23 protein-coding genes are annotated in these 26,281 nt (G+C 34.9%); 20 read left to right on the forward strand and 3 right to left on the reverse strand.

Going from position 1 to position 26,281, the window contains the following annotated elements:
- The first annotated feature begins 264 nt into the window (after positions 1 to 264).
- From ACEN33_RS01735 to ACEN33_RS01790, 12 genes are all read left to right on the forward strand, one after another.
- Positions 265 to 486, forward strand: a complete 222-nt coding sequence (locus ACEN33_RS01735) for a YozE family protein (protein WP_407090181.1) — start codon at positions 265 to 267, stop codon at positions 484 to 486.
- A 14-nt stretch (positions 487 to 500) separates the two neighbouring features.
- A complete protein-coding gene (gene deoD / locus ACEN33_RS01740) occupies positions 501 to 1,220 on the forward strand; it encodes a purine-nucleoside phosphorylase (protein WP_407090180.1) in 720 nt (239 codons plus the stop codon).
- A gap of 20 nt (positions 1,221 to 1,240) precedes the next feature.
- Complete coding sequence (locus tag ACEN33_RS01745; protein ID WP_407090179.1) at positions 1,241 to 2,698, forward strand: S41 family peptidase; 1,458 nt, start codon at positions 1,241 to 1,243, stop codon at positions 2,696 to 2,698.
- Positions 2,695 to 3,288 (forward strand): signal peptidase I, encoded by a 594-nt coding sequence (gene lepB / locus ACEN33_RS01750; protein WP_407090178.1) that lies wholly within the window; start codon positions 2,695 to 2,697, stop codon positions 3,286 to 3,288. The genes ACEN33_RS01745 and lepB overlap by 4 nt, the downstream gene beginning before the upstream one ends.
- A gap of 13 nt (positions 3,289 to 3,301) precedes the next feature.
- Positions 3,302 to 4,165, forward strand: coding sequence for a ribosome biogenesis GTPase YlqF (gene ylqF / locus ACEN33_RS01755; protein WP_407090177.1), 864 nt, complete (start codon positions 3,302 to 3,304; stop codon positions 4,163 to 4,165).
- Positions 4,158 to 4,955 (forward strand): ribonuclease HII, encoded by a 798-nt coding sequence (locus tag ACEN33_RS01760; protein ID WP_407090176.1) that lies wholly within the window; start codon positions 4,158 to 4,160, stop codon positions 4,953 to 4,955. The genes ylqF and ACEN33_RS01760 overlap by 8 nt, the downstream gene beginning before the upstream one ends.
- Before the next feature lie 68 nt (positions 4,956 to 5,023).
- Positions 5,024 to 5,929 carry a DNA-processing protein DprA gene (gene dprA / locus ACEN33_RS01765; protein ID WP_407090175.1) on the forward strand — a complete coding sequence of 302 codons (906 nt, stop codon included), beginning with the start codon at positions 5,024 to 5,026 and terminating at the stop codon, positions 5,927 to 5,929.
- A 187-nt stretch (positions 5,930 to 6,116) separates the two neighbouring features.
- Positions 6,117 to 8,177, forward strand: coding sequence for a type I DNA topoisomerase (gene topA / locus ACEN33_RS01770; protein ID WP_407090174.1), 2,061 nt, complete (start codon positions 6,117 to 6,119; stop codon positions 8,175 to 8,177).
- A gap of 274 nt (positions 8,178 to 8,451) precedes the next feature.
- Complete coding sequence (xerC, locus tag ACEN33_RS01775; RefSeq protein WP_407090173.1) at positions 8,452 to 9,372, forward strand: tyrosine recombinase XerC; 921 nt, start codon at positions 8,452 to 8,454, stop codon at positions 9,370 to 9,372.
- A 2-nt stretch (positions 9,373 to 9,374) separates the two neighbouring features.
- Complete coding sequence (hslV, locus tag ACEN33_RS01780; protein ID WP_407090172.1) at positions 9,375 to 9,902, forward strand: HslVU peptidase proteolytic subunit; 528 nt, start codon at positions 9,375 to 9,377, stop codon at positions 9,900 to 9,902.
- Positions 9,903 to 9,935: 33 nt separating this feature from the next.
- Positions 9,936 to 11,357 (forward strand): ATP-dependent protease ATPase subunit HslU, encoded by a 1,422-nt coding sequence (gene hslU, locus ACEN33_RS01785; protein ID WP_407090171.1) that lies wholly within the window; start codon positions 9,936 to 9,938, stop codon positions 11,355 to 11,357.
- Positions 11,358 to 11,378: 21 nt separating this feature from the next.
- Complete coding sequence (locus tag ACEN33_RS01790; protein WP_407090170.1) at positions 11,379 to 12,269, forward strand: aldose 1-epimerase family protein; 891 nt, start codon at positions 11,379 to 11,381, stop codon at positions 12,267 to 12,269.
- 75 nt (positions 12,270 to 12,344) lie between these two features.
- Here ACEN33_RS01790 and plsY read toward each other — a convergent pair whose 3' ends face one another.
- Positions 12,345 to 12,974, reverse strand: a complete 630-nt coding sequence (gene plsY / locus ACEN33_RS01795; RefSeq protein WP_407090169.1) for a glycerol-3-phosphate 1-O-acyltransferase PlsY — start codon at positions 12,972 to 12,974, stop codon at positions 12,345 to 12,347.
- 265 nt (positions 12,975 to 13,239) lie between these two features.
- On the opposite strand from plsY, the gene parE reads away from it, so the two are divergent.
- The 3 genes from parE (at position 13,240) to ACEN33_RS01810 (ending at position 18,829) form a co-directional block, all read left to right on the forward strand.
- The gene (gene parE / locus ACEN33_RS01800) at positions 13,240 to 15,339 is read left to right on the forward strand and encodes a DNA topoisomerase IV subunit B (RefSeq protein ID WP_407090168.1); all 2,100 of its coding nucleotides are present in this window, start codon (positions 13,240 to 13,242) and stop codon (positions 15,337 to 15,339) included.
- Positions 15,329 to 17,824: a DNA topoisomerase IV subunit A gene (parC, locus tag ACEN33_RS01805; protein WP_407090167.1), complete on the forward strand. Its 2,496-nt coding sequence runs from the start codon at positions 15,329 to 15,331 to the stop codon at positions 17,822 to 17,824. The genes parE and parC overlap by 11 nt, the downstream gene beginning before the upstream one ends.
- A 75-nt stretch (positions 17,825 to 17,899) precedes the next feature.
- Positions 17,900 to 18,829, forward strand: coding sequence for a manganese-dependent inorganic pyrophosphatase (locus tag ACEN33_RS01810; RefSeq protein WP_407090165.1), 930 nt, complete (start codon positions 17,900 to 17,902; stop codon positions 18,827 to 18,829).
- A 101-nt stretch (positions 18,830 to 18,930) separates the two neighbouring features.
- Here the strand turns inward: ACEN33_RS01810 and ACEN33_RS01815 are convergent, their stop codons facing one another.
- The gene (locus ACEN33_RS01815) at positions 18,931 to 20,637 is read right to left on the reverse strand and encodes an NFACT family protein (protein ID WP_407090163.1); all 1,707 of its coding nucleotides are present in this window, start codon (positions 20,635 to 20,637) and stop codon (positions 18,931 to 18,933) included.
- A gap of 437 nt (positions 20,638 to 21,074) precedes the next feature.
- On the opposite strand from ACEN33_RS01815, the gene ACEN33_RS01820 reads away from it, so the two are divergent.
- The 5 genes from ACEN33_RS01820 to nrdH all read left to right on the forward strand — a co-directional run bounded on the left by ACEN33_RS01820 (position 21,075) and on the right by nrdH (position 25,032).
- Positions 21,075 to 22,076 (forward strand): ABC transporter substrate binding protein, encoded by a 1,002-nt coding sequence (locus ACEN33_RS01820; protein ID WP_407090161.1) that lies wholly within the window; start codon positions 21,075 to 21,077, stop codon positions 22,074 to 22,076.
- An 8-nt stretch (positions 22,077 to 22,084) separates the two neighbouring features.
- Positions 22,085 to 22,975 (forward strand): ABC transporter permease, encoded by an 891-nt coding sequence (locus tag ACEN33_RS01825; protein WP_407090159.1) that lies wholly within the window; start codon positions 22,085 to 22,087, stop codon positions 22,973 to 22,975.
- 16 nt (positions 22,976 to 22,991) lie between these two features.
- Positions 22,992 to 23,783 (forward strand): ABC transporter ATP-binding protein, encoded by a 792-nt coding sequence (locus tag ACEN33_RS01830; protein WP_407090157.1) that lies wholly within the window; start codon positions 22,992 to 22,994, stop codon positions 23,781 to 23,783.
- 29 nt (positions 23,784 to 23,812) lie between these two features.
- The gene (locus ACEN33_RS01835; RefSeq protein ID WP_407090155.1) at positions 23,813 to 24,670 is read left to right on the forward strand and encodes an LD-carboxypeptidase; all 858 of its coding nucleotides are present in this window, start codon (positions 23,813 to 23,815) and stop codon (positions 24,668 to 24,670) included.
- Positions 24,671 to 24,804: 134 nt separating this feature from the next.
- Positions 24,805 to 25,032 (forward strand): glutaredoxin-like protein NrdH, encoded by a 228-nt coding sequence (nrdH, locus tag ACEN33_RS01840; protein ID WP_407090153.1) that lies wholly within the window; start codon positions 24,805 to 24,807, stop codon positions 25,030 to 25,032.
- Between the two features lie 77 nt (positions 25,033 to 25,109).
- Here the strand turns inward: nrdH and ACEN33_RS01845 are convergent, their stop codons facing one another.
- Positions 25,110 to 26,273 (reverse strand): AraC family transcriptional regulator, encoded by a 1,164-nt coding sequence (locus ACEN33_RS01845; protein ID WP_407093649.1) that lies wholly within the window; start codon positions 26,271 to 26,273, stop codon positions 25,110 to 25,112.
- Positions 26,274 to 26,281: the final 8 nt, after the last annotated feature.

The raw sequence follows: 26,281 nt of genomic DNA on the forward strand, positions 1-26,281 counted from the left end.
TCAGGAGCGTATTTACGGCTAATTCCAAGTGCGAACGGAATAATTCGTTCAAATCACCTTTTGTAGCTAGAGTCTGTAAGATATCTGTAGTAAGATTGTTCATAGGGAAGTCCTCTTTTCTGTGAATTTAGTGTGGTAACTCTATTCTACAGAAGGGACTTCCTTTTTTCTATTTACACAAAATATTTTACACTCTCATTATTTAAATACGATGTTATAATAAATTCATGACTTATTAAGGATAAATTGAAAGTAGGTAATTTAATGCGACCTTCGTTTTACGAATATATTCTTAGATATGTGAATCATGATGCTAATGATCCAGTTAGTCGTCTTGCAAATCGCATACATTCCGATCAAAGTTTCCCAAAGAAGAGTGAAAGCTTTGACGAAGTATCAACATACTTGGAATCATCGCCAGAGTATAGTAAATTATTAGTCATTTTTGATGATACTTGGCAATCATATCAATTTGATAATTTTTAAGGAGGAATAATAAAATGAGTGTACATATTGGAGCAAAAAAAGGTGACATTGCAAAAACAGTTCTATTTCCAGGAGATCCATTAAGAGCAAAATTTATTGCGGAGACATTCTTAGAGAATGTAACACAATACAATACCGTTCGTAATATGTTTGGTTATACAGGAGAATATAATGGAGTAAAAATATCAGTTCAAGGATCTGGTATGGGTATCCCTTCTGCGATGTTATATGCCGAAGAGTTATATACTGAATATGAGGTTGAAACTATTATCCGTATTGGTTCTGCTGGTGGTATGAAAAACGAAGTTAAAGTTCGTGATATTGTATTTGGTCAGGGAGCAACGACAGATTCAAGCATCCTACAAAATATCTTTAACGGACAAGTACATTATTCCGCCATCGCTAATTTCGATGTTTTAGATATTGCTTATCATTTAGCGGCCGAATCATTAAGTGAAGATGATATCCATGTTGGAAATATCTTATCAAGTGATCGTTTCTATAATGAAGAGGTGGACAAGAAAAAATTAGCAGATTACGGTGTTTTAGCGGTTGAAATGGAAGCAGCAGGACTTTATGCTGTTGCAGCAAAACATAACCGTAAAGCTTTGGCTATGTGTACAATAAGTGATCATCTAATCACTGGTGAGGAAACAACAGCTGAAGAACGTCAAAATACATTTACACAAATGATGAAAATCGCTTTAGAAACTGCAGTGAAACTAGATAAATAGAAAAAAACTGAGGTGAGAATATGAAAAAAAGCTTTAAATATGGGTCTATTGCCTCGATCGTCGTTATTTTCGCCTTTGTATTTTTCGGTTCATCTTCATTGACAGAAGTTCAAGGTTTTGAATGGTTGTTTGGTGACGAAGAAGCGAACGTAGAGGAATTGAGTGACGAAGATATTCAAAATTTTATGGATAATTACTATGCCATTCAACAATTCTATATTGAAGATGTGAGTAAAGATCAATTAATGGAAGGTGCACTGAAAGGGATGGTAGATTCTATCGAAGATCCTTATTCAGAGTATTTAAATGCCCAAGAATCGGCGGATATGAATGAAACTGTTGAAGGTTCTTTCCAAGGTGTCGGAATTCAAATTATGGCGAGCGATGACAAAATTGTCATTGTAACGCCTATTGATGGGACACCAGCCAGTGAAGCCGGAATTCAACCAAATGATATAATTCTTGAAGCGGATGGTACTGAGTTAACAGGGATGGATACGAATGAAGTAGTTGATTTAATTCGTGGTCACGAAGGAACCACAGTGAATTTGTTAATTCAACGTGGTTCTTCGGAATTTAATGTTGAATTAGAACGCGCCGAAATTCCAATCACAACAGTTACAGGTGAGTTGGATGAAGAAGATGCTACCATCGGAAATGTTCAAATTACTCAGTTCAATGGTACGACCTATGATGAATTAGTATCAGCTGTTGAAGATTTACGAGAACAAGGTGCAACCTCCTTTGTATTCGATTTAAGATATAATCCTGGTGGATTATTAGATCAAGGATTAGCTATCAGCAATATGTTCTTAGAAGACGATGAAATTATTATGCAAATGGAAGAAAGTGGGACAACAACTTCCACGTATGTTGCGAATGATTCAGAATACGGAGACTTCCAAATTACTGAACCATATGTCTTGTTAATTAATGAAGGTAGTGCGAGTGCCAGTGAAATTTTAACTGCTGCAATTAAAGAAAATACTGACGCACCTATTGTAGGTACAACTAGTTTTGGTAAAGGTTCGGTACAAACTATCTTAAATCCGACTGATTTCGGAGAGTTAAAACTAACTTTTGCGCGTTGGTTAACACCAAGCGGTGAGTGGATTCATGAAGTAGGGGTTGAACCTACGGTTCAAGTAGAAGGTCATCTAATAGAAACGTCAATTATACTGAACTCTGAAGAAGTACTTGTTTTAGGCGATGGCTCTGATCAAGTTGAATCGCTTACAAATATGTTAGATGCGTTTGGCTATGAAGTGAATGTCGGAACATACTTTGATGAATCAATACAAACAGCTGTCGAGCAATTTCAAGAAGATAATGATTTAGAAGTCACTGGCGAAGTGACGGGAGAAACTGCCACGACTTTAAATACAAAGGCTAGAGAATATATTCAAGAAAATGACGCTCAATATGATGCTGCCGTGGATGTGTTAGTTGAGTTAGTTTCTAAAGGTGAAGCAGCATGAGCTTGCTCAAATATCTAATTAATGAATTAGTGAGTATCATATTTGCCGTATTGGTTGCAGTGCTAATATTTTTAGCACTGCGCCATTATGTTTTACAGCCGTTTCAAGTTGAAGGTAGTTCAATGGAACCACAATTACATAATCAAGATCAAATGGTTATGTTGAGAAATAAAGACATAGAACGCTACGATGTTGTAGTATTTCCAGACCCTAGAGGTTCGGGGGATTCATATGTGAAACGGATTATTGGAGAACCTGGAGATGAGATATACTTTTCAAATGATACATTATATTTGAATAATCAACCGGTTGAAGAACCGTATTTAGAACCCCTCAAATCAGAAACTGAGGGGAAATTTACTGAAGATTTCAGTTTATGGGATACTTTAGGTTTGACGGAAGTTCCAGAAGATTATTACTTTGTAATGGGGGACAATCGACCCTATTCGGGTGATAGCCGTCAGTTTGGACTCATTCAAGCCGAAGATATTCAAGGTGTAACTAATTTTGTCTACTTTCCTTTCGAGCGATTTGGTAAGATAGAAGAGTATAATTTAACAGAGGATGGAACAGTAAACATTTTAGAATAGAGGTGGATATTTTATGTCATCAAATATTATACAGTGGTTTCCCGGACATATGGCGAAAGCAAGGCGTGAAGCTACAGAAAAAATGCATCTAGTTGATGTTGTTATTGAATTAGTTGACGCTAGAATTCCAGAATCAAGTCGTAATCCGATGATTAATGAGATTGTTGGAAACAAACCAAGAATTATTGCATTGAATAAAAGTGATTTAGCTGATAGTGAAGTAACGAATCTATGGTTAGACTATTATGAATCACAAGATATACCTGCTGTCGCGATTGACTCGCAACACAATAAGGGTTTACGAAAACTTCAACAAAGAATCCAGGCAATTATGGCGGATTACTTTGAGAAGCAAAAAGAACGCGGCGTTAAACCAAGGGCTATTCGTTTGATGATTCTTGGAATTCCCAATGTTGGTAAGTCTACTTTGATTAATCGTTTTGTTGGGAAAAACCAAGCGCAAACAGGGAACAAGCCAGGGGTCACAAAAGCCCAACGTTGGTTAAAAATTAATAAAGACTTTGAATTATTAGATACACCTGGTATTCTATGGCCTAAATTCGAAGATCCGAATGTGGGAACTAAATTAGGTATTACAGGTGCTATCAAAGATACATTATTATATATGGATGATCTTGCTTTATTTTTACTTGCATATTACCAAGAGAATCACGTAGATCTTTTAGTAAACCGATATAATGTGACTCAAGACGATGTATTAAATAATACACCGGTTGACTTATTAATTAAAATAACAGAAAAAATGAACTTGAGAGATGACTACGAAGCTGCAAGTCAACGAATTATTTTTGATTATCGAAAAAATAACTTAGGTTCAGTGACATTAGATAAAGTAGAGCAAGTAACAAATGAGTAAAATGACCATTAAAGACATCAAGGAATTGTTATCTAATGAAGAATTGACTGATGCTCAATTGACTGAGTTAAAACTCGACGAACGCAAAGGTGTTCAGAAATTATTAAAGCAATTCGAAATTAAAAAACAAAACTTAGCAAAACAATTACTTGAGCATCAGACAAGATTAGAATTCGAACTTGATCTTTATGACAAGCAAAATCTAACGTATATTGCGGGAATTGATGAAGTTGGTCGAGGTCCACTTGCTGGACCGGTTGTTGCGGCCAGTGTTATATTACCTCGAGATATGGACAAACTTGTTGGAATCAATGATTCAAAATCATTATCACACGCTAAACGTGTTGAATACGCAAAATTAATTAAAGAAGAGGCTGTTGCTTACAGTATTATTGAAATAGATAACTCTGTTATTGATAAAGTCAATATATTGGAAGCTACTAAGATAGCGATGTTAAAAAGTGTAAGTGAGCTGCTAATTAAGCCACAACACTTGTTGATTGATGCACTTAATTTGAACACTGATATTCCACAAACTAAAATAATTAAAGGTGACGAACGATCGATTTCTATTGCAGCAGCAAGTATCATAGCAAAAGTACATCGTGATGAACTAATGTTAAGTTATCATCAGTTATATCCGGAATTCGAATTTGATAAAAATATGGGTTATGGGACAAAAAATCACTTAGATGCCTTACAACAATTTGGCTATACTCCGATTCATAGACAGTCATTTTCACCCGTAAGTCATACGACATCAATATATAATAGAAGAAAGACGAAATAATTTAAATTATTTCGTCTTTTTTTAATGGATTTGTCTCTTTTTTTTGTATATATATATGGAGGTGTAATATGAAATTAAAAATTAAAGAACAACTTATTTTTCTAAAAGCAAAAAATGTATCGCACAAAGTTTTGGCGACCTACTTAGAAGTTATTATGGATTATCGATTATTAAGAGAAGAACTTGAACCCCTAGAGTGTCAAAAAATATTGATTGAGGTTAGACAAACAAAACAAGTAAAACTAACAGTGGAAGCAAATTTTAATCATATTCGTTTAGCCGATTTAACGACTTTAACTCAATTAGCACAGTATTCCATTATGATCGGTGAATATCATTATCCGATGTTATGGTATCATACGGCACAGCCACCTATACTTGTCTTTTACAGAGGAGACATAGGGCTTATAAGGGAACCGAAAGTATCTGTCATTGGAACACGACAAATGACTACTTACGGAAAGACAGTCACTCGTGAGATTATAAATGCCTTGTCAAAAGAAACATGGGTGAGCGTATCAGGATTAGCCTTAGGTGTAGATGCTTCAGTTCATGAGTATAACCTTGAACATCCCAATGGCAGAAGTATCGCGATCATTCCTTGTGGCTTAGACTATTATTACCCAAGAGCGAATAAATACATTCAAAAAAGAATGGAACAACAGGACCTCATTCTAAGTGAATATATGCCAAATATAAAGCCAATGAAACATCATTTTGTATTGAGGAATCGGTTAGTTGCCGGCATATCCAAAGCAACCATTGTCATTGAAGCAGCACAAAGAAGCGGTAGCTTAATTACTGCTAATTATGCTTTGCAGTATAACCGCGAAGTCTTTGCTGTACCTGGACGTATCACAGATGATCAATCAAGAGGTTGTAATGACTTAATCCAAATCGGAGCGACACCCGTATTGGATATTCCATCGATGATTGATGAATTAAAGGAAATCTTTCAAATGCAAGGCTATTAATTTAATGACACGTATATATATAAGAAAAAATTCATTTAAACTTTAATTTATTGTCTATATAATGGATAGAAAAATATAAAGTTGAAATTTAATATTTGACATCAATATCAGAATGGACTAATATGTTTACGATTTTATAAATTAAACATATCCAAAAATAAAAATAATTTAAAGGAGTTGATTGAGGGTGGCATATAAATACTTAGTCATCGTCGAATCACCAACCAAAGCTAAAACAATAGATAAATATTTAGGAAGAAACTATAAAGTTGTAGCGAGTAAAGGTCACTTAAGAGATTTACCAAAAAGTAAGATGGGGATTGATTTTGAAAATAATTTTGATCCTCAATATATAACTATACGTGGCCGCGGTGATACCGTTAAAGAATTAAAAAAATTAGCCAAAAAAGCTGAAAAAGTCTATCTCGCAGCCGATCCGGACCGCGAAGGGGAAGCAATTGCTTGGCATTTAAGCTATATTCTAGGCTTAAAAGAAGGAGACAAAAACCGCGTTGTATTTAACGAAGTTACTAAAGATGCTGTAAAAGATGCATTTAAAAATCCGAGAGACATCAATCAGGATTTAGTTGATTCACAACAAGCACGACGTATCTTAGATCGTATTGTTGGTTATTCAATTTCTCCTCTATTATGGAAGAAAATTAAAGGTGGATTAAGTGCCGGACGTGTTCAATCAACGGCTTTAAAATTAATTATCGATCGTGAACACGAAATCCGTGCGTTTAAACCGGAAGAATACTGGTCAATTCCTACTAAATTCAAAAAAGGTCGCTCGAGTTTTGAAGCACAATTCTATGGTGAGAATGGTAAAAAGGTTGAGTTAACTTCTGAAGAGCAAGTCAAAGGGATCTTAGATAAACTCGATCAAGATAAAGACTTTAAAATTGTTGATATCGTAGAAAAAGAACGTCGTCGAAAATCACCAAAACCATATACGACAAGTACACTTCAACAAGATGCATCAAACCGAATTAATTTCCGAGCTGGGAAAACGATGATGATTGCACAGCAATTATATGAAGGGATTGCGATTGGGAAGAATACGATTGGTTTAATTACTTATATGCGTACAGACTCAACACGTATTTCTCAAACCGCTAAAGCAAGTTCAAGTAATTATATTAAAGAGAAATTTGGTCAAGAGTATCTTGGACAAGGTACAGCGGTGACAAATTCTGCAAACACACAAGATGCCCATGAGGCGATCCGTCCTTCAGATGTAACTTTAGCACCTGATGACATAAAGGAATATCTATCCCGCGATCAATTTAGATTATATTCATTAATTTGGTCACGTTTTGTAGCGAGCCAAATGACAGATGCTGTGTATGATACCATTCGAGCTGACATCACTCAAAACGACGTGAATTTCCGTGCGAATGGCTCTCGAATCAAATTCGAAGGTTTTTTAAGAGTATATGAAACTAAGTCTAAGAAAGATAATTACTTACCAGACTTATCTGTAGACGATTTAGTTAAACTTGCAGAAATTAATCCAGAGCAACACTTTACACAACCACCTGCGCGATACAATGAAGCAAGTTTAGTGAAGGTTCTTGAAGAATTAGGTATTGGACGTCCGTCAACTTATGCACCAACGCTTGAAACATTAAGAAAAAGATACTATGTGAAAATGGTCGCTAAACGATTTGAACCGACAGAACTAGGTGAAATTGTTAATAGTGTGATGGTAGAATTCTTCCCAGATATTGTTGATACTGACTTTACAGCCGGTATGGAAAAAGGCTTAGATGAAGTTGAAGATGGTAAGCAAAACTGGGTTAAATTATTAGATGAATTCTATACTGGCTTTGAAAAAGAAATAAAACAAGCCGAAGTTAATATGGAAGAAATCGAAATTAAAGATGAACCTGCTGGCTTTGATTGTGATGTCTGCGGCCACCCAATGGTTATTAAAATTGGCCGTTATGGTAAATTCTATGCATGTAGTGCTTTCCCAGACTGTCGAAATACGAAAGCCATTGTAAAAAAAATCGGCGTTACTTGTCCAACTTGTAAAGAAGGCGAAGTAGTTGAACGTAAATCTAAGAAAAATAGAATTTTCTATGGATGTACTCGCTATCCTGAATGTGACTTTGTTTCATGGGATAAACCAATTGCACGCTCATGTCCAAAGTGTGATCACTTCTTAACTGAAAAAGTAACAAGAAAAGGTAGCCAAGTAAAATGTAGTAACTGTGATTATGCTGAAGAATTAGTGAATTAATCAAATTTGCGATAACTACTCAATCGAATAGTTATCGCATTTTTATTTATACATTTCATATTTAGTTTATGAAAACGTGTTAAACTTAGAAAGTACTATAAAAATGATGCGGTTTTCATATTAATCAGACCTTGGAATGATTACAAAATGCATATTAATTGATAGAATATTATAAGGCACTGTAAAATAGTATGAATCACTTTTATAGGAAAAATTTAAAAATAAAAAATTGCGGTAGATGCATGAAAAGCTTATAGTGGAAATGAGGGATAGAATGGAAGATTATATTAGTCAATTTCTAAATCATATCGAGAATGAACGACGTTACTCTAAACAAACTGTCCTGGCCTATTCAAAAGACTTGAATGAATTTCATAAATTTTTAGAAAGTTCCGGAGAAACAGACATTACAAAGTTAGTTTACCAAGATTTTAGACTATTTTTAGCTTTTTTAAACGAGAGAGAGTTGGCTCGAACGACCATTTCTAGAAAGTTATCAAGTTTACGAGTATTTTTTAAATACGCTTTAAGAATGGATTGGATAGATAGTAATCCAATGGAATTAATTCAATATAATGTTAAGAAACAACGATTACCGGACTTTTTTTATGAAGACGAGATGCGAGAACTATTTACCGCGATTGAAGTATCAGAGTCATCCATACAATTGTTACATAGTGCATTGGTAGAGTTACTCTATGCAACGGGAATGCGAGTTAGTGAGTTAACTAATTTGACACTCCAGCAAGTTGATTATGATATGTCACTAGTTCGAGTGATTGGTAAAGGGAATAAAGAACGTATTATACCTGTAGGTGATCTTGCATTAAAAAGCCTAACAAAATATATTCAAGAATTAAGACCTGAACTTGCTGCCAAAAGTAAGCCAGAAGACAGGAACTATGTGTTTCTATCAAAAACGGGATTACAACTAAGTCCAACGCAAGTTAGAAAGATACTTAATTCTATCGTTAAAGAAGCAGGGCTAAATCTTTCAATACATCCTCATAAACTTCGGCATACATTTGCGACGCATTTATTGAATAATGGGGCGGATATGCGAAGTGTGCAAGAATTATTAGGACACGAAGACTTAAGTTCAACACAAGTTTATACTCATATAACAAAAGATCGTTTAAGAAGCACTTATTTAAATGTGTTTCCAAGAGCAAAACGACAACATAAGGAGGAATAATAATGACAACAATATGTGCAGTCAAAAAAGATAATAAAGTAGCAATGGCCGGAGACGGTCAAGTAACTATGGGTGAAAGTGTTATTATGAAAGGTGGCGCGAAGAAATTACGCCGCATCTATAATAATGATGTTATCGTTGGCTTTGCTGGTGGAGTCGCTGATGCGATTACCTTATCAGAAATGTTTGAAGCAAAACTTCAAGCGCATCAAGGACAATTAGCTCGTGCAGCTGTAGAGGTTGCTAAACAATGGCGTACAGACCGTTCGCTTCAAAAATTAGAAGCATTATTAATCGTTATGGACCGCAATAACATCTTATTAGTAAGTGGGACGGGTGAAGTCATTGAACCAGATGATGGCGTCTTAACGATTGGATCAGGTGGTAACTTTGCCTTATCTGCAGCCAGAGCCATGTTAAGATATGGAGACTTATCTGCTGAAGAGATTGCAAAAAACTCTTTACAAATTGCAAGTGAGATTGATGTATTTACAAACGATAATATTATTGTCGAATCGTTTAATGACTAATTTATACAAGTAAAAATTTACTAGGAGGATATTATGGATAATTTAACACCAAGAAAAATTGTGGAAGCTTTAGATCAATATATTGTTGGTCAAAGTGACGCAAAACGCTCTGTTGCCATTGCATTACGAAATCGAATTCGCCGACTAAAACTCGATGATGAATTACAAAGAGAAGTAAAGCCCAAGAATTTACTTATGATTGGCCCTACTGGGGTAGGTAAAACTGAGATTGCAAGACGTTTAGCTGACATTGCTCAAGCGCCATTCATTAAAATTGAAGCAACGAAATTTACAGAAGTAGGTTATGTGGGTCGAGACGTTGAATCAATGGTACGTGATTTAGTTGAGAATAGTATTCGTCTACTTAAGAAACAGAAACAAGAAGAAGTTAAAGAAACAGCAGAAGCGAAAGCGATTGAACGCATTGCTAAAGCATTGAAACCTGGGGAAAAACCTGCCAAAGCTGAATCAACTTCACAACAAAACCAAGCAAATCCATTTGGAAACTTCGCGGAAATGTTTAAGCAAATGAATCCCGCGGCCAATGACGTCGAGGAAGAAGAAGAGGAAATTGTCACTGAAGAAGTGGCAGCAACGCGTCGTGCCATTCGTCAACAAATTCGTGAAGGTAAATTAGATAATCACGAAGTGACGATAAAAATGGAAGAGAAAAAACTTCAATTAAATAGTATGAACCCAGCTATGGAACAAATGATGGATATGCAAGAAAGCTTAAATGCGCTAAAACCTAAAAAGAAAATTGAACGTACAATAACTGTTGCAGAAGCAATTAAATTACTGACAGAAGAAGAAGCAGATAAATTAATTAATCAAGATGACATTAATCAAAAAGCTTTAGAACTTGCACAAAGTAATGGAATTATCTTTATTGATGAAATTGATAAAATTGCATCAACAAACCAAAACAGTGGTGAAGTCAGCCGTCAGGGTGTTCAACGAGATATCTTACCAATCGTTGAAGGAAGTCAAGTTCAAACTAAATACGGTATTATCCAAACAGATCATATATTATTTATTGGATCAGGTGCTTTTCATGAATCAAAACCATCGGATTTAATCCCTGAGTTACAAGGACGATTCCCAATTCGTGTGAATCTGAATGATTTAACTGGAAGTGACTTTGTAAGCATCTTAACAGAACCTAAAAACGCTTTAATTAAGCAATACGAAGCAATGTTAGCAACAGAAGGTGTAGAAATTCATTTTACTGAAGCTGCGATCGAAAAACTAGCAGAATATGCGGTTCGTTTAAATGATACAACTGATAATATTGGAGCAAGACGCCTCCATACAATTCTAGAAACAGTCCTAGAAGAATTATTATTCGAATCGGCTGAAATGCAGATGGGCGAAATTGAAATAACAGAACAATACGTTGAACAACGATTAGAGAAAATCGTTGAAAATAGTGATTTAAGTCACTATATCTTATAATAGAAGCTGGGAGGAACCTAAATGGTTACTTTAGAAAATGACTATTTAATCGTTAAAATTAAAGAAGAGGGTGCCGAACTCGTTTCCATCGTTGACAAGAAAACGGATTATGAATTTTTATGGCAAGCCGATGAAAAGTATTGGGCAAGACATGCACCGGTGTTATTTCCGATTGTCGGAAAGTTAAAAGATGATTCTTATCAATTTGATGATAAAGAATATCATATGTCTCAACATGGTTTTGCTAGGGACCTGCCATTTCGCGTTCAAAATATTACGAGCAATTCAGCAAGTTTATATTTAAAGAATACGGAGGAAACGCATGAAAAATTTCCTTTTGAATTCAGCTTACAAATTAATTACATCTTGCATTACTCCAGTATTACAGTAAGCTATGAGATACTAAATCCGTCTACAGATAAGACTTTGTATTACAGTATCGGTGGTCATCCTGCTTTTAATGTAAGTCAATCTACTTCAGGTTCTAAGGAAGAATTTGATGATGTCTCTTTCAGATTCGAACCTGCAGGCCAATACTTGCAAATACCGCTTAGTAAAGATGGTTTAACGATACCAAATAAAGCGAAATATGTTGAAGTTAATGAAGTTCTATTAAAACATACAACATTCAAAAATGACGCCTTAATTTATCAAATTAGTCAACAAACTGAGATAGTGTTAGAAGATAAGACCAATGATGTAGCGATTAGAATGAAACCAAATCGGATGGACTTCGTTGGGATTTGGTCACCACATCCTAGACGTGCGCCATTTGTATGTATTGAACCCTGGTCTGGTATTGCAGATCCTGATAATACAACAGGCCATTTAGCTGAAAAATATGCAATTCATGAATTACGTGCATCGCAATTGATGACTCATGATTACACTATGTCATTTAGAAAAAATTAACCGATAAAAAAACCGCCGATTAACTGATAAGTGCTATTTTTAAAGTAGCACTTATCGCTCAGGCGGTTTTTTGATTTATTTTTTTGGTTTATTCAATCCCCAATTAATACGACTTTCGTTCCCTTTTAAAAGTCTCTGGATATTTGTACGATGACGATACAGAAGTAACAGTGCAATAAGTACGAAACCTACTTTGTAAACAGGATCCGGATTTGTAATCGCAATATATAGTGCTATGATAGAATAGCTTGTCATCGACGACAGACTGACTGTACTTGTTAAGAATATCAGAAGACCTAAGATTAAAACTAAAGCTAATCCGAGATAAATATTAAATGCGACTAATACGCCGATTGAAGTTGCGACAATTTTTCCACCGCGAAAGCCTGCCCATAAAGGATAGGAATGCCCAATAACACAAGCTAAAGCAGTCGCCATTATAATTAACGGAGACTCAGGGAATAAATTTTTTGCAATGAGTACCGGAATTAAGCCTTTCAGTACATCAACAATCGTTACCATTACTGCTGCACGAAAACCAAAATTTCGTCCAACATTGGTTGCGCCACTGCCTCCACTCCCTAAAGAGCGGACATCTATATCATGGCGTGTTCTAGAATAGAGTACGCCTGTTGGAAATGATCCAATACAGTATGCTAAGATGACCCATATGATAGGCCAGATATTATTCATTATTGTTTCCATAGCAACCTCCTAATAACTGGCTTTATTTTACCATATAAATTTTAATTAATATAGATAATTTAAGATAGTAAAACAATGTGAGTAATCATTTAACGGCAATAGAAATGAAAAGAGTTTGCAATATCCAAGTTCTTTATATAAAATTCAAAAGGTCAAATGCAATTAAATCGTGACAAATAAACATTTTAAAATTTAATACAGAAAAACAGAAAAATTTTTGATATGATAAAGTAGTTGATTATTAATAGAAAAAAGAGGTGTAATATTGGCACAGAAACCAAACCTTACAAATTATAATGATGATGCCATTCAAATACTCGAAGGACTAGACGCAGTACGTAAGCGTCCGGGTATGTATATTGGATCGACAGATCAAAAAGGCTTGCATCATTTAATATATGAGATAGTAGATAATTCAGTAGACGAAGCGTTAAGTGGATTTGCTGATAAGATAAATATAACGTTAATGGAGGATGGCAGTGTCCTAATCGAAGATAATGGTCGAGGGATGCCTATTGGTTTACATGACAGTGGTATTCCAACAATTCAAGTCATCTTTACAGTGCTACATGCCGGAGGTAAATTCGGTCAAGGTGGCTATAAATCTGCCGGAGGGTTGCATGGTGTTGGAGCGAGCGTTGTTAATGCTTTATCAAGTTGGTTAGAAGTAACCGTTTATCGTGATGGTTACAAATATACAATGCGCTTTGAAGATGGTGGTAAACCAGCGACGAAACTGAAGAAAACAAAGGCACCTTCGAAATCCATGACAGGGACGACGGTGCATTTTATGCCGGATGATAGTATTTTTGGTAGCTCAAAAATCAATTATAGCACGATTAGCGAGCGATTCCGTGAATCTGCTTACTTATTAAAAGGCTTAGAAATTACCATCGAGGATAAAATTCATGAAGAAAGCGAAACATTTTTATTTGAAAATGGTTTACATGATTTCATCAATTACCTAAATGAAGAAAAAGATACAATGGGTGAGATTGCGAGTTTTTCAACTGCTGTGGATGAATTCGAGATTGATTTTGCTATGCAATACAATGATGGCTATTCTGAAACAATTCTTTCTTTTGCTAATAATGTCCGCACTTATGGTGGGGGAACGCATGAAACGGGTATGAAGACGGGAATTACAAAAGCGTTTAATGAATATGCACGTAAATCAGGCTTACTAAAAGAAAAAGACAAAAACCTTGAAGGATCAGATGTGCGTGAAGGGTTAGCAGCCGTCATATCTATTCGTGTACCTGAACAATACTTACAATTCGAGGGGCAAACTAAAGATAAACTGGGTACACCGAAAGCGCGTCAGTTAGCTGATAATGCTGTGAATGAATTTTTATCTGCTTACTTAAATGAAAATGGTAACTTCAGTCAAATGATTTTACGTAAGGCGATTAAAGCGCGTGAAACACGTGAATTAGCCAGAAAAGCCAGAGATGCAGCACGTACCGGTGCTAAGAAATCTCAACAAGAAAAACTAATTTCTGGAAAATTAACCAAAGCACAATCAAAAGATGCTTCGAAAAATGAACTTTATTTAGTCGAGGGAGATTCAGCTGGTGGGTCAGCTAAATTGGGACGTGACCGTCGCTATCAAGCAATCTTACCATTACGAGGTAAAGTCATTAATACTGAAAAAGCCTCGATGGCTGATATTCTAAAAAACGAAGAGATTAATACGATGATTTATACCATTGGTGCTGGGGTTGGGAAGGATTTCAATATCATTGAATCTAACTATGATAAAGTCATCATTATGACCGATGCGGATACCGATGGGGCTCATATTCAAGTATTACTACTTACGTTCTTCTATCGTTACATGAAACCTTTATTAGAAGCCGGGAAAGTATACTTAGCGATGCCACCACTTTACAAAGTAAGTAAAGGAAAGGGTAAGAAAGAAGTGATTGAATATGCTTGGACAGATGAAGAATTAGAAGAAAAAATTAAACAAGTTGGAAAAGGCTATATCTTACAACGTTATAAAGGTTTAGGTGAGATGAATGCTGATCAATTATGGGATACAACGATGAATCCTGAATCACGTTTATTAATCCGTGTAACCATTGATGATGCTGCCATGTCTGAGAGACGATTAACAACTTTAATGGGAAGCAAAGTAGAACCAAGACGTAAATGGATTGAAAGCAATGTCCGCTTTACCTTGGATGAAGAGGATACACTGCTTAAAGAATCTGATATCAGTACGAGTCAAAAAGACGAGGAAGCAAGTATCGATGTCAAAGAAAAGTTAGAAAATCATTCTGAACCCGAGATTGATTTAAATCATGACAATGGTGAATCTCAGATAAATTTATTTAGTGAGGATGATATAAATGGTCGTTAATCCAAATGAACACATTGAAGAACTGACGTTCGCAGACGTCATCGGTGACCGATTTGGTCGCTATTCTAAATACATTATACAAGACCGTGCCTTGCCTGATATAAGAGACGGATTGAAACCAGTACAACGTCGTATACTATATGCGATGCAACAAGACCGTAATACGTCTGAAAATGCTTATCGTAAGTCGGCTAAGACCGTTGGGAATGTTATAGGTAACTACCACCCTCATGGGGACTCATCAGTTTATGAAGCGATGGTCCGATTAAGTCAAGACTGGAAGTTGCGAGAGCCATTAATTGATATGCACGGTAATAACGGGAGTATGGACGGGGATCCAGCTGCAGCGATGCGTTATACGGAGGCTCGTCTATCACCTATAGCGTCAGTACTATTAGAAGATATAAACTACGAAACAATTGATTATGCGCTTAACTTTGATGACACGATTGAAGAACCGATAGTCTTGCCAGCAAGATACCCTAACTTAATTGTCAATGGCGCGACAGGGATTTCAGCCGGTTATGCGACCGAGATTCCGCCTCATAATTTAGGTGAAGTCATTGACGCTGTTATTTATATATTGAAACATAAGAAATATGAACTCTCTGATTTATTAAAATTCATCAAGGGTCCAGATTTTCCAACCGGCGGGATTATTCAAGGAGCGAAAGATTTAAGTAACGCCTATGAGAACGGGAACGGAAAAGTCGTTGTTCGCTCTAAAATTGATATTGAAACACTTAAGGGTGGTAAGTCACAAATTGTTGCGACCGAACTCCCTTATGATGTAAATAAGTCTAAACTCATCCAACGTTTAGATGACATTCGTTTACAAAGAAAATTAGAGGGGATTTCAGAAGTCCGCGATGAATCGGACCGTGATGGAGTCCGCCTTGTAGTTGAATTAAAACGCGATGTCGATGCCGATGCTGTATTGAACTATTTACTAAAAAATTCCGAATTACAAGTAAATTATCACTTTAATATGATTGCCATTCATAACAGACGTCCTGTATTAGCGAATTTAAAACTAATTCTTGAATCTTATATCGATCATCAACGTGAAGTAATTACTAGACGTACGAGATTCCAATTAGCTCAAGATAAGACACGTTTACACATTGTAGACGGGTTAATTCGAGTAATGTCAATCTTAGATGAAGTGATTGCAAGCATCCGCCAAAGTGAAAACAAATCCGATGCGAAAGCAAATTTAGTAAAAGAATTTGATTTCTCAAATGAACAAGCAGAAGCGATTGTTTCATTGCAATTATATCGTTTAACCAATACTGATATTACCGCTTTACAAAATGAGCGTTTAGAATTGAATGAACGTATTGGTATGTATGAAAATATCTTAGCAAATGATGATATTTTAAATAAAGTATTAATTCATGAATTAAGCGATGTGAAAAAGAAATTTGCAACACCACGTCGGACTGAAATTGAAGCTGAAGTTGAAGAAATTAAGATTGAATCAACACTTTTAATTCCACAAGAAGATGTCGTTGTATCCGTAACGAATGAAGGTTATGTTAAACGCACAAGCCACCGTTCATTTAATTCGTCTGATACATTGAATTTGGGGCGTCGCGAATTTGATTATGCAATTTATGTTGAGAAGTTAAGTACTTATGATGCGATCGTCATGATTACTAACAAAGGAAATTATATTTACATACCAGTCAATGAATTACCTGATATCCGTTGGAATGATATGGGAATGCACATCTCACAAAAATACCGTCTTAAAGAGGGTGAGCAACTCGTTGCTGCCTTTAAAGCCGTTCAAGGTATTGGTGAACCAGATTCAAGTATTGCTGACGATAAGATACTTCTTGCCACACGTTTAGGAATGATTAAACAAACTAGGCTCGATGAATTTGTAACATTTAGAAGTTACAAAACAAAATCAGCTGTTGCTATGAAATTGAAAAAAGACGACGAGCTTATCTCAGCAATACCTATCAAAGATAAGACTAACTACCAAGTCGTATTCTTAACACATCGTAGTTATAGCTTAAGATATCCGATTAGCGAAGTGTCTAGTTATAGTTTACGAGCACAAGGGGTTATTGGTATAAACCTTAAAGAAGAAGATTATGTTGCTGCTGCCTTAATTATCGAAGATGATACGAATACACAAATTGTTGGATTAACTCAAAGAGGGAATATTAAACGATTTAAACCAGGTATTGTTGGATCAGCTTCTCGTGGTAGCCGTGGTATTCTATTATTAAAAGAATTGAAGTCTCAACCACATCGTCTAATCAATGCGTTAGCAATTACAGATGCCGATGCACCATTAGTCGTATATGGTGATACTGGCTTTGAAAGTGAGATTCAACCGAATGATTATCCAATATCAGAACGATTATCAAACGGTTCTGCTGTTAAGGAAATTGAAAAACTAGGGAATATACTTGATATACATCTCGCTCAACTAAAACTAATTAATCAAGAATCTAAAAATGATGAATAGTTAGAAAAGGTCATTCATTTTTTAGTAATATAATGATAAACTATATTAGAATTAACCGTAAGGAGGAATATATTCATGTCAAAATATTTAGTTTTTGGACATAAAAATCCAGACACTGATGCGATAGCATCAGCGATTGCATTTAGTTTTTATTTAGAAAAAATCGGTCATGAGTCAGAAGCTGTGGCTCTTGGTACACCAAATGAAGAAACTCAATTTGCATTAGATTATTTTAACGTTGAGAGACCACGTGTTGTGTCATCTGTTTCAAATGAAGTAGAACGCGTCGCTTTAGTTGACCATAACGAAGCTACACAATCAGTGAATGATTTAGATGAGGTTGAAGTTGATTTCGTTATTGATCACCATAGAATTGCTAATTTTGAAACATCTAATCCATTATTCTACCGTGCAGAACCAATTGGAAGTACAGCAAGTGTTATTTATAAACTATTCAAAGAAAATAACATTGATGTTCCAAAAGCAATCGCAGGCTTAATGTTATCAGCGATTATCTCTGATACGTTATTATTCAAATCACCAACAAGTACATCACAAGATGAGAAAATTGCGAATGAATTAGCAAAAATTGCAGATGTAAACATTGATAAGTATGGTCTTGACTTATTAAAAGTAGGAACAAAATTAAGTGCTAAATCTGCACTTGAGTTAGTTCAATCTGATTCAAAAACATTTGATATGAACGAACAATCCGTCCGTATTGGCCAAATCAATGCGATTGGGTTTGACGAGATGTTAGGACGTAAAGATGAAATATTAAATGCAATGCGTGAAGAAATTGCTGCAAGTAACTTTGATTTATTTGTCCTATTGATTACAGATATTTTAGAGAGCGATTCAATTGCCTTTGTTCTGGGCGAGAATATTATTCCTGTAGAAAAAGCATTCAAACAACCAGTGGTTGAAGAGGTAATTACTTTACCTGGTGTTGTATCACGTAAAAAACAAATTGTACCTCAATTAACTGAAGCATTTTCAGACTAAGCAAATGAAACTGGTGAAGATTTCTTTACCAGTTTTTTTTATGAAAACTAAAAAACAACCCGCTAACGAGTTCGAAAACTAGACAGCGGGTTGTTTTTTGATTAATCGTTTATTTTTAATTCGCTAATTTTTTTCTCAACGGGTGTGACAAACAGAGTATTTTGACCTTCATAAATCACATAGCCAGGTTTAGCACCATTGGGTTTACGTAAGTGCTTCACTTGAACAGTATCAACAGGGACATTGGCAGAATTTTGAGATTTAGAATAGTAAGCGGCTATCTCAGCTGCCTCTGTCATCGTTTGATCACTTGGTTTGTCTGATTCAACAATCACATGGGCACCAGGAATATCTTTAGTATGTAACCACCAATGGTTTTTACTTGCTTTACGCATACTTAATTCATCATTTTGTTGATTATTACGGCCAACATAAATCATTACACCATCGCTTGATTGGAAGCGACGCGGTTTAGATTTTGATTTAGCTCGTTTTTTATCAGATTTATTACGTTTTCCACCATAACCCTCTCGAATTAACTCGGCTTTAATATCTTCAATGTCTTCAATTTCTGCTTGTTCAAGCTGCACAAGAACTGAATCTAAATATTCTATTTCTTGCAGGGCTAATTTTTCTTGTTTTTCAATAAAGCGTAACGAGTCACGATATTTGGTATAGCGTTTGAAATAAGCTTGACTATTCTCAGATGGTGTTTTTCTTGGATTTAATTCAATGGTATAAGGTTCATTGTTATCGTAATAATTAGGTACAACCGTAGAAGCTTGACCTTTTTCGATTTGATACGAAAAGGCATTGATTAATTCACCTTTTAGACGATAAGTATCCGCATCTTGGGCGACTTGTCTGTCTTTTTCTAAGTTTTCTAATTTATGATAATTTTTCTCAATGATTTGTTTGATTCTTTGAATTAAATCGCCAGATAATTGCTTAACTCGATCAAAACGAACTTTTTGATTGTAGAAAACATCTAGTGATTTACTTAATGATTCATAATAATCTCGTTCGCCTTCAAGATAGGGCAGATCCATCGCGTAAAATTTCATTTGGTTATCAGTTCTAAATATGACGGGTTGACCTGTTTTTAACTCATGTAAGTATTTTTCTAAGGCTTGATAAGCTGTTAGTTGGTCATCATTTATCCATGCAGTAATTTGTTTACTCGCAAGACCTGACATTCCTTGAATTACTTTAGATGCTTTACCTGTTGCAAGTAATTCTTGGTTTTCGGTGGCAAATTCGTTTAATTGCGTATCACTCAGTGTCAAGATATTTTCTTGATTTTCATTTCTTGGTGGTAGGATATATTTTGCACCTGGTTGTAAACTTCTAAAACTATTCATACTTGGTGGAATATGTTTAATACAATCAATAATTTTATCCGTAACGGGATTAACTAATACAATATTACTGTGGCGACCCATTAATTCAAAGATAAGTAAATAACTTTGTAAATCACCTAATTCATCCCGGCCACTTAATTCAAATGTGATGATTCGGTCATTTTCATATTGACGAATATCCAATACTGTTGCATTTTCCAGATGTTTTCTTAATAGCATGCAAAACATTGGCGCTTGCTGTGGATTATTCGATTTCTCCTCTGTTAAGTGCAAGCGGTAGTAGGTTGGATGAATTGAAGCGTCCATCCGATAATTGGTACGATTTGCTCGTATAACAAATTGTAATTCTTGTTCAAACGGTTGATAAATTTTGTGTATGCGTCCATTTTTTAGTTTGGAAGTTAGCTCTTCTGTTATTTTGTGTGAATAAAAGCCATCAAATGACATCAACCAAACCTCCTTTAATAACATGATTTTACTAGACTATTATTGTACATTAAATAGGCTGAAATTACTAATTATCAGAACGTAGCCGATTATTAAAGAAAGATTAAAAAAAGAATAGAAATGGTTGACATATATTTAACGAGGTTGTATCATTGTATTAACAAATAAGAAAGGGGCCAATGAATATGACGAACCAAGTTAACAACAAAATTAATTTAATCTGGCAAAGCTGGCGTAGATAGGTTGTAGACTTGGAATCCGTTCCATGGATACAGCCCAGTTTGAATTTAACTGAAACTGTATCTATGTGGCTCTTAATCCAGTTTACCACATAGAGTTTGTAGTCTTACAATCTATGTGGTCTTTTTTATGCTTTATTAAGCTGACACATAGATTGTATGTGTCGGCTGTTTTTTATTTAAAAAAGGAGAATAAAAATGAAAAAATTACAAAAATTTATCTTAACAATGGTTGCACTGGCATTAGTAATTGTATCAAGTACGACAACAAAAGAGGTTTTCGCTCAAGAAGATTCACTAGATGTAGCGGTTGTTCAATTAGTTACACATAGTTCACTCGATGATATCCGACAAGGGGTTTATGATGGTTTAGCGGAACACGGGTACACTGAAGGAGAAAATTTAACAATTAATTACCAAAACGCTGAAGGAGATTTAAACATCCTCTCAACGATTGCTCAAAGTGTTGTTGCTGAAGAACCTGATATGATTTTCGCCATTACGACACCGGTAGCGCAAGCATTTCAAAATGTCACATCAGATATACCTATAATTATGACAGGAGTCACTGATCCTGTTTCAGCAGGAATTGTTGATGATTTAGAGAACCCAGGTGAAAACATTACAGGCGCTAGTGATGCTGTACCTTATGAAGATCAATTTGAATTATTATTACAATTAAAACCGGATGTACAAAAAGTTGGAATGATTTATACAACAAGTGAAGATAATTCATTGGCAGAGACTGAACAAGCAGCAGCAGTTGCTGAAGAAATGGGCTTAGAAGTTCAAATTGAAGGAATAGCTTCAACTATGGACATGCAATTAGTAGCTCAAACTTTAGCTAGCGAAGTTGATGCGATTTATGTTGGATCAGATAATACTATTGCAAGTGCCTTTGAAACATTATTAGATGCTACAGATGCAGCAGGAATTCCAGTTTTTACAACGGTTGACGTGATGGTAGGACAAGGGGCATTATCAGCTGTCGCAATTAACCAAAAAGATATTGGATTATTAGCAGCCGATGTTGCTAAAGAGATTATTGATGGTGCAAACCCAGGAGAAACACCGGTTCAATTTTTAGAAGAATTACAACCTGTGATTAACTTTGAAACAGCAGATCGTTTAGGTATTGAAGTGCCAGAAGAGCTCGCTTCTGAAGTGATGGATATTAAGGAGCGTTTAGGTGAGGAGTAGTTGTTAGTATGAGTATTTATTTTAGTGCAGTTTATCAAGGTATATTATGGGGAATTATGGGATTGGGACTTTATATTAGTTTCAGAATCCTACGATTTGCCGATTTAACTAGCGAGGCATCATTCACTTTGGGTGCTGCTTCGGCGGTTACATTAATTACAATGGGTGTCAACCCAATTATCGCCACATTTGCATCAATTATCACAGGAATGTTAGCTGGTTTAGTGACTGGGTTATTAACAACGTATTTTGATATCCCTGCCTTACTTGCAAGTATCATCTCACTGACCGGATTTTATTCGATAAACTTACGGGTAATGGGGAGTCCAAATTTAAGCTTACGTGGTTTTGATACGATATATAGTTACTTAAGTGAAGTTGTTGAAAGTGTCCAATATCAAAGAGCTATTGTTGGCTTAATTGTTGTTTTACTTGTTATCCTTTTTATGACTTATTTATTTAAGACCGATTTAGGACAAGCGATTATTGCAACGGGTGATAATGAAATCATGGCAGCTTCCTTTGGAATTAAAACTAATACAATGAAACGATTAGCATTAATGTTTGCCAATGGATTTATTGCACTAAGTGGCGCATTAGTTGCCCAAGATAATGGATTCTCAGATGTTCAGATGGGTACAGGAACGGTAGTTGTTGCAATGTCTTCAATTGTTATCGGAGAAGTTATCTTTAGAAAACAAATGAAATTATCTGGACGTTTTATTTCAATTGTTGTCGGATCAGTGATTTATCGCTTAATTATTGTATTTGTACTTCAATTAGGCTTTAATCCAAACGACTTTAGATTAATCTCAGCCTTAGTATTAGCTATATTCCTAGCATTACCAGCTATCTCTAAGAAAATGGGCTTAAATAAAGCTAAACTAGGGAAATTATAGGAAGGAGAGTGTAATCATGACGGAAAATTATTTAGAATTAAACCATGTATCCAAAGTTTTTCAACGAAGAACTGGAGATATTGTCAAAGGGTTAGAAGATATTACTCTCTCTGTAAAACAAGGTGAAATTATTGCTATTATAGGAACAAACGGAGCAGGAAAGTCGACGTTATTTAATGCACTTACAGGGCATATCGAACCCGATGAAGGAAGTATCTTATTAAATAATACGGATATTACACAAATCCCTCAAATTAAGCGTGCCAGTATTGTAGCAAGAGTGTTTCAAAATCCAAGTATGGGGACGGCTCCTCGAATGTCTGTATTGGAGAATCTAATGTTAGCAAGTAAACGTGGTAAAAAACGCGGTTTGTCTTTATCATTAAATGCTGAAAATAAAGCTGAAATGGCAGAGTATATTTCTCAATTTAATTTAGATTTAGAGAAGCGCTTAGACTTACCCATAGAATATTTATCTGGTGGACAAAGACAAATCATCTCATTAGTGATGGCAACGATTCAAAAGCCACAACTATTATTATTAGATGAGCATACATCAGCGTTAGATCCACGTACTGCTAAACAAGTCATGGAAATGACACACAAAATGGTAACAGAAAACAATTTAACTACTTTAATGATTACCCACCATATGCAAGACGCAATTAAATATGGTGACCGAATTGTTGTCCTCCATCAAGGAAAAATTGCGAATGTATATAGCAAAGAAGAAATTGCTAGTTTAGAAATTGGACATTTGCACGAACTTATGGAAAAATTAGTAGAGATTGAAGCAAATGCTTCTTAAAAGAACTTGATATAGAAAGTGATGATAATATGCACCTGAATTCTGATGATGAAGTCATCTTGCTTGGCTGTTCAAACGGACTAGACTTAGATGAACAAGTAAGATTAAAGATAACATCTTTATATGATTGTTTGGTTAATGAATTTAATCTCAAAGTTAATATAAGCCCTACTATATACATAGATCCGATTAATAATGAAACACATGACGCTACTTACCGAAAAAAAGAATTATACAATGCCTTGATAGAGCCTAATATCAAAGCTATTTTCGACTTATCAGGAGGAGACTTAGCGTTAGAAGTATTAAACCAATTTACTGAAGATGATTGGCGAGCAATTGAGTCTATCTCTGATAAATTTTATTTAGGTTATAGTGATAATACAGTGATTATTAATGCATTATTATTAAAAACAAACGTTAAAGCTGTAAACTTTTTAGCAACTAATATTGTCAAAGACAAATCAGGCATTGCAAAAGATAGTTTTAAACGTGTGTTATTTAATAATGAACGGATCGATAGAGGAAGTACAACACCAAACAAATTAGATGAAAGTGCAATTATTATAGGTGGAAATATCCGATGCTATTTAAAATTAGCCGGGACACTTTATTTTAACCTTGATAATGCTGAAGGATTACTACTTGAAGGTCAGTCTGGTGATATTAATAAAATGCGCAGCTACTTTTCACAACTTGATTTATTGAATATTTTGGATAGAATGAAGTTTGTAGTTATTGGCCAGTTCAGTGAAATAAAAGAAAAAGGCCAAGAAGACGAATTATACAAATTAGTCCAAACTTATCAGAATAAATATAATTTTAAATTATATTTTACGGATTATGTCGGACACCATGAAGCCGTATATCCATTTATAATGAATTAGTTTCAGTGTCATCATTATTGTGAAAAATAACTATATATTGTGTCGTATTTAACGAAGCGATCAATATGTAATTGTTTTTTGTTTGGAAATAAAGTATGATGAGTTTATTAGTTCAAAGAAAGAAGGTCATATCCATGTCAAAAATTACTGTTTATTCAAAACCAAATTGTATGCAATGTAACTTTACGAAAAAATATTTAGATGATAAAGGTGTCGAATATTCTACACTCGATGTGTTTGCTGATGAGGAAGCACTTAATTATATTAAATCATTAGGCTTTCAATCCCTTCCTGTAGTTGAAATCGATGGGGAAGATCCTTTTAACGGTTTCCGTCCAGATTTATTAGCAAAATTAGCTTAATCAAAAAAATTCCACTCTTTAAAGTTAGTCAATAACTTAAGGAGTGGATTTTTTTGATTAGTGTAAGTTCAACTTGTTCAAACAATTGATTTAGCATAGCTAGAAGGGCTTAAACCAAATTCCTTGCTAAATGCTCGAGAGAAGTACTGAATCGAACCATAGCCAAGATAATCCGCTATTTGCGATAAGGTCATTTGCGTTTCTTGAATCATTTGTTTGCTTCGGTTTAATCGAATAGTATTTATATAATTTTTTGGTGTTGTATTTGCGTATTTATTAAATAACGATTGTATGGTTGATCTTGATAATGAGAAATGTTCTACTAAATCACTCACTTGATTTTGGTCTTCAACATGTGCATCAAGGAAATCGACCATAGCTTGGAATAATTCATTTTCATAATTTTCACGCATCGATGTGGTTGGCTTTTCGGTATGATTCGCTTCACCTTGAACAATTTTAAGTAGAATTAATTTTAAGTTTAATAACACTTCATCATCTGTATATCTATCATTGGTTGTAATGTTCGATAATTCAATGATTCGTTCAATTAAAGCTGTGTTTTGAGAACCTAAGTGTATGATTTGATTTGTTGCTGTAGGAGTTAAACCCTTTGCATCAAATATAATAGATAAATAAGACGTTATTCCATCTTTTGTAATACTTTGTTTTCTTACTTGTCCTGGTTGATAGATAAAGCAATCATTCTTTTTAGCAACATATTCCTCATCATCAACATGATGAATTAACTCACCTTGATCAACAATAATAAGTTCGTAATAATCACCTGGAATTGATAGACTTTCGAAAGGCGCCATCTTAATTTGATAGAACAAAGTATGTAGTTTTTCAAGTGTTAGTTTTGGTTCGTATTTTCGAATCGCAATTTTTTTTGCTGTAGGAACTGTCTTAGGAGAATCTTTCCCAAGAGGTTCCATAAAAATACTACATTCTTCTGTGATAGCGAGAGTGTTAAAATAGACACCTGGGACTAAATCAATACTATTAGTTAAAATAAATTCTTGGTAACTTGTCTCATCTTCAGGTGTTGTAGTTAACACAATTAATGCAAGTCCTATATCAGAAGTTAACCTCACTGATTGATTAAAACAGAAAAATAGCTCAGAATCACTCTTTTGAATTTGCATCCGTCTATTTATCTTTTTAGATTTTAAAATGGAAGACTCATCCATAATTGTATAAAACTCAGAATGATTATTCGACGTTGTTTTCAAGTGCATTTTTTCAC

This window comes from Ruoffia sp. FAM 24228 (assembly GCF_045528575.1).
Lineage (GTDB): Bacteria > Bacillota > Bacilli > Lactobacillales > Aerococcaceae > Ruoffia > Ruoffia halotolerans.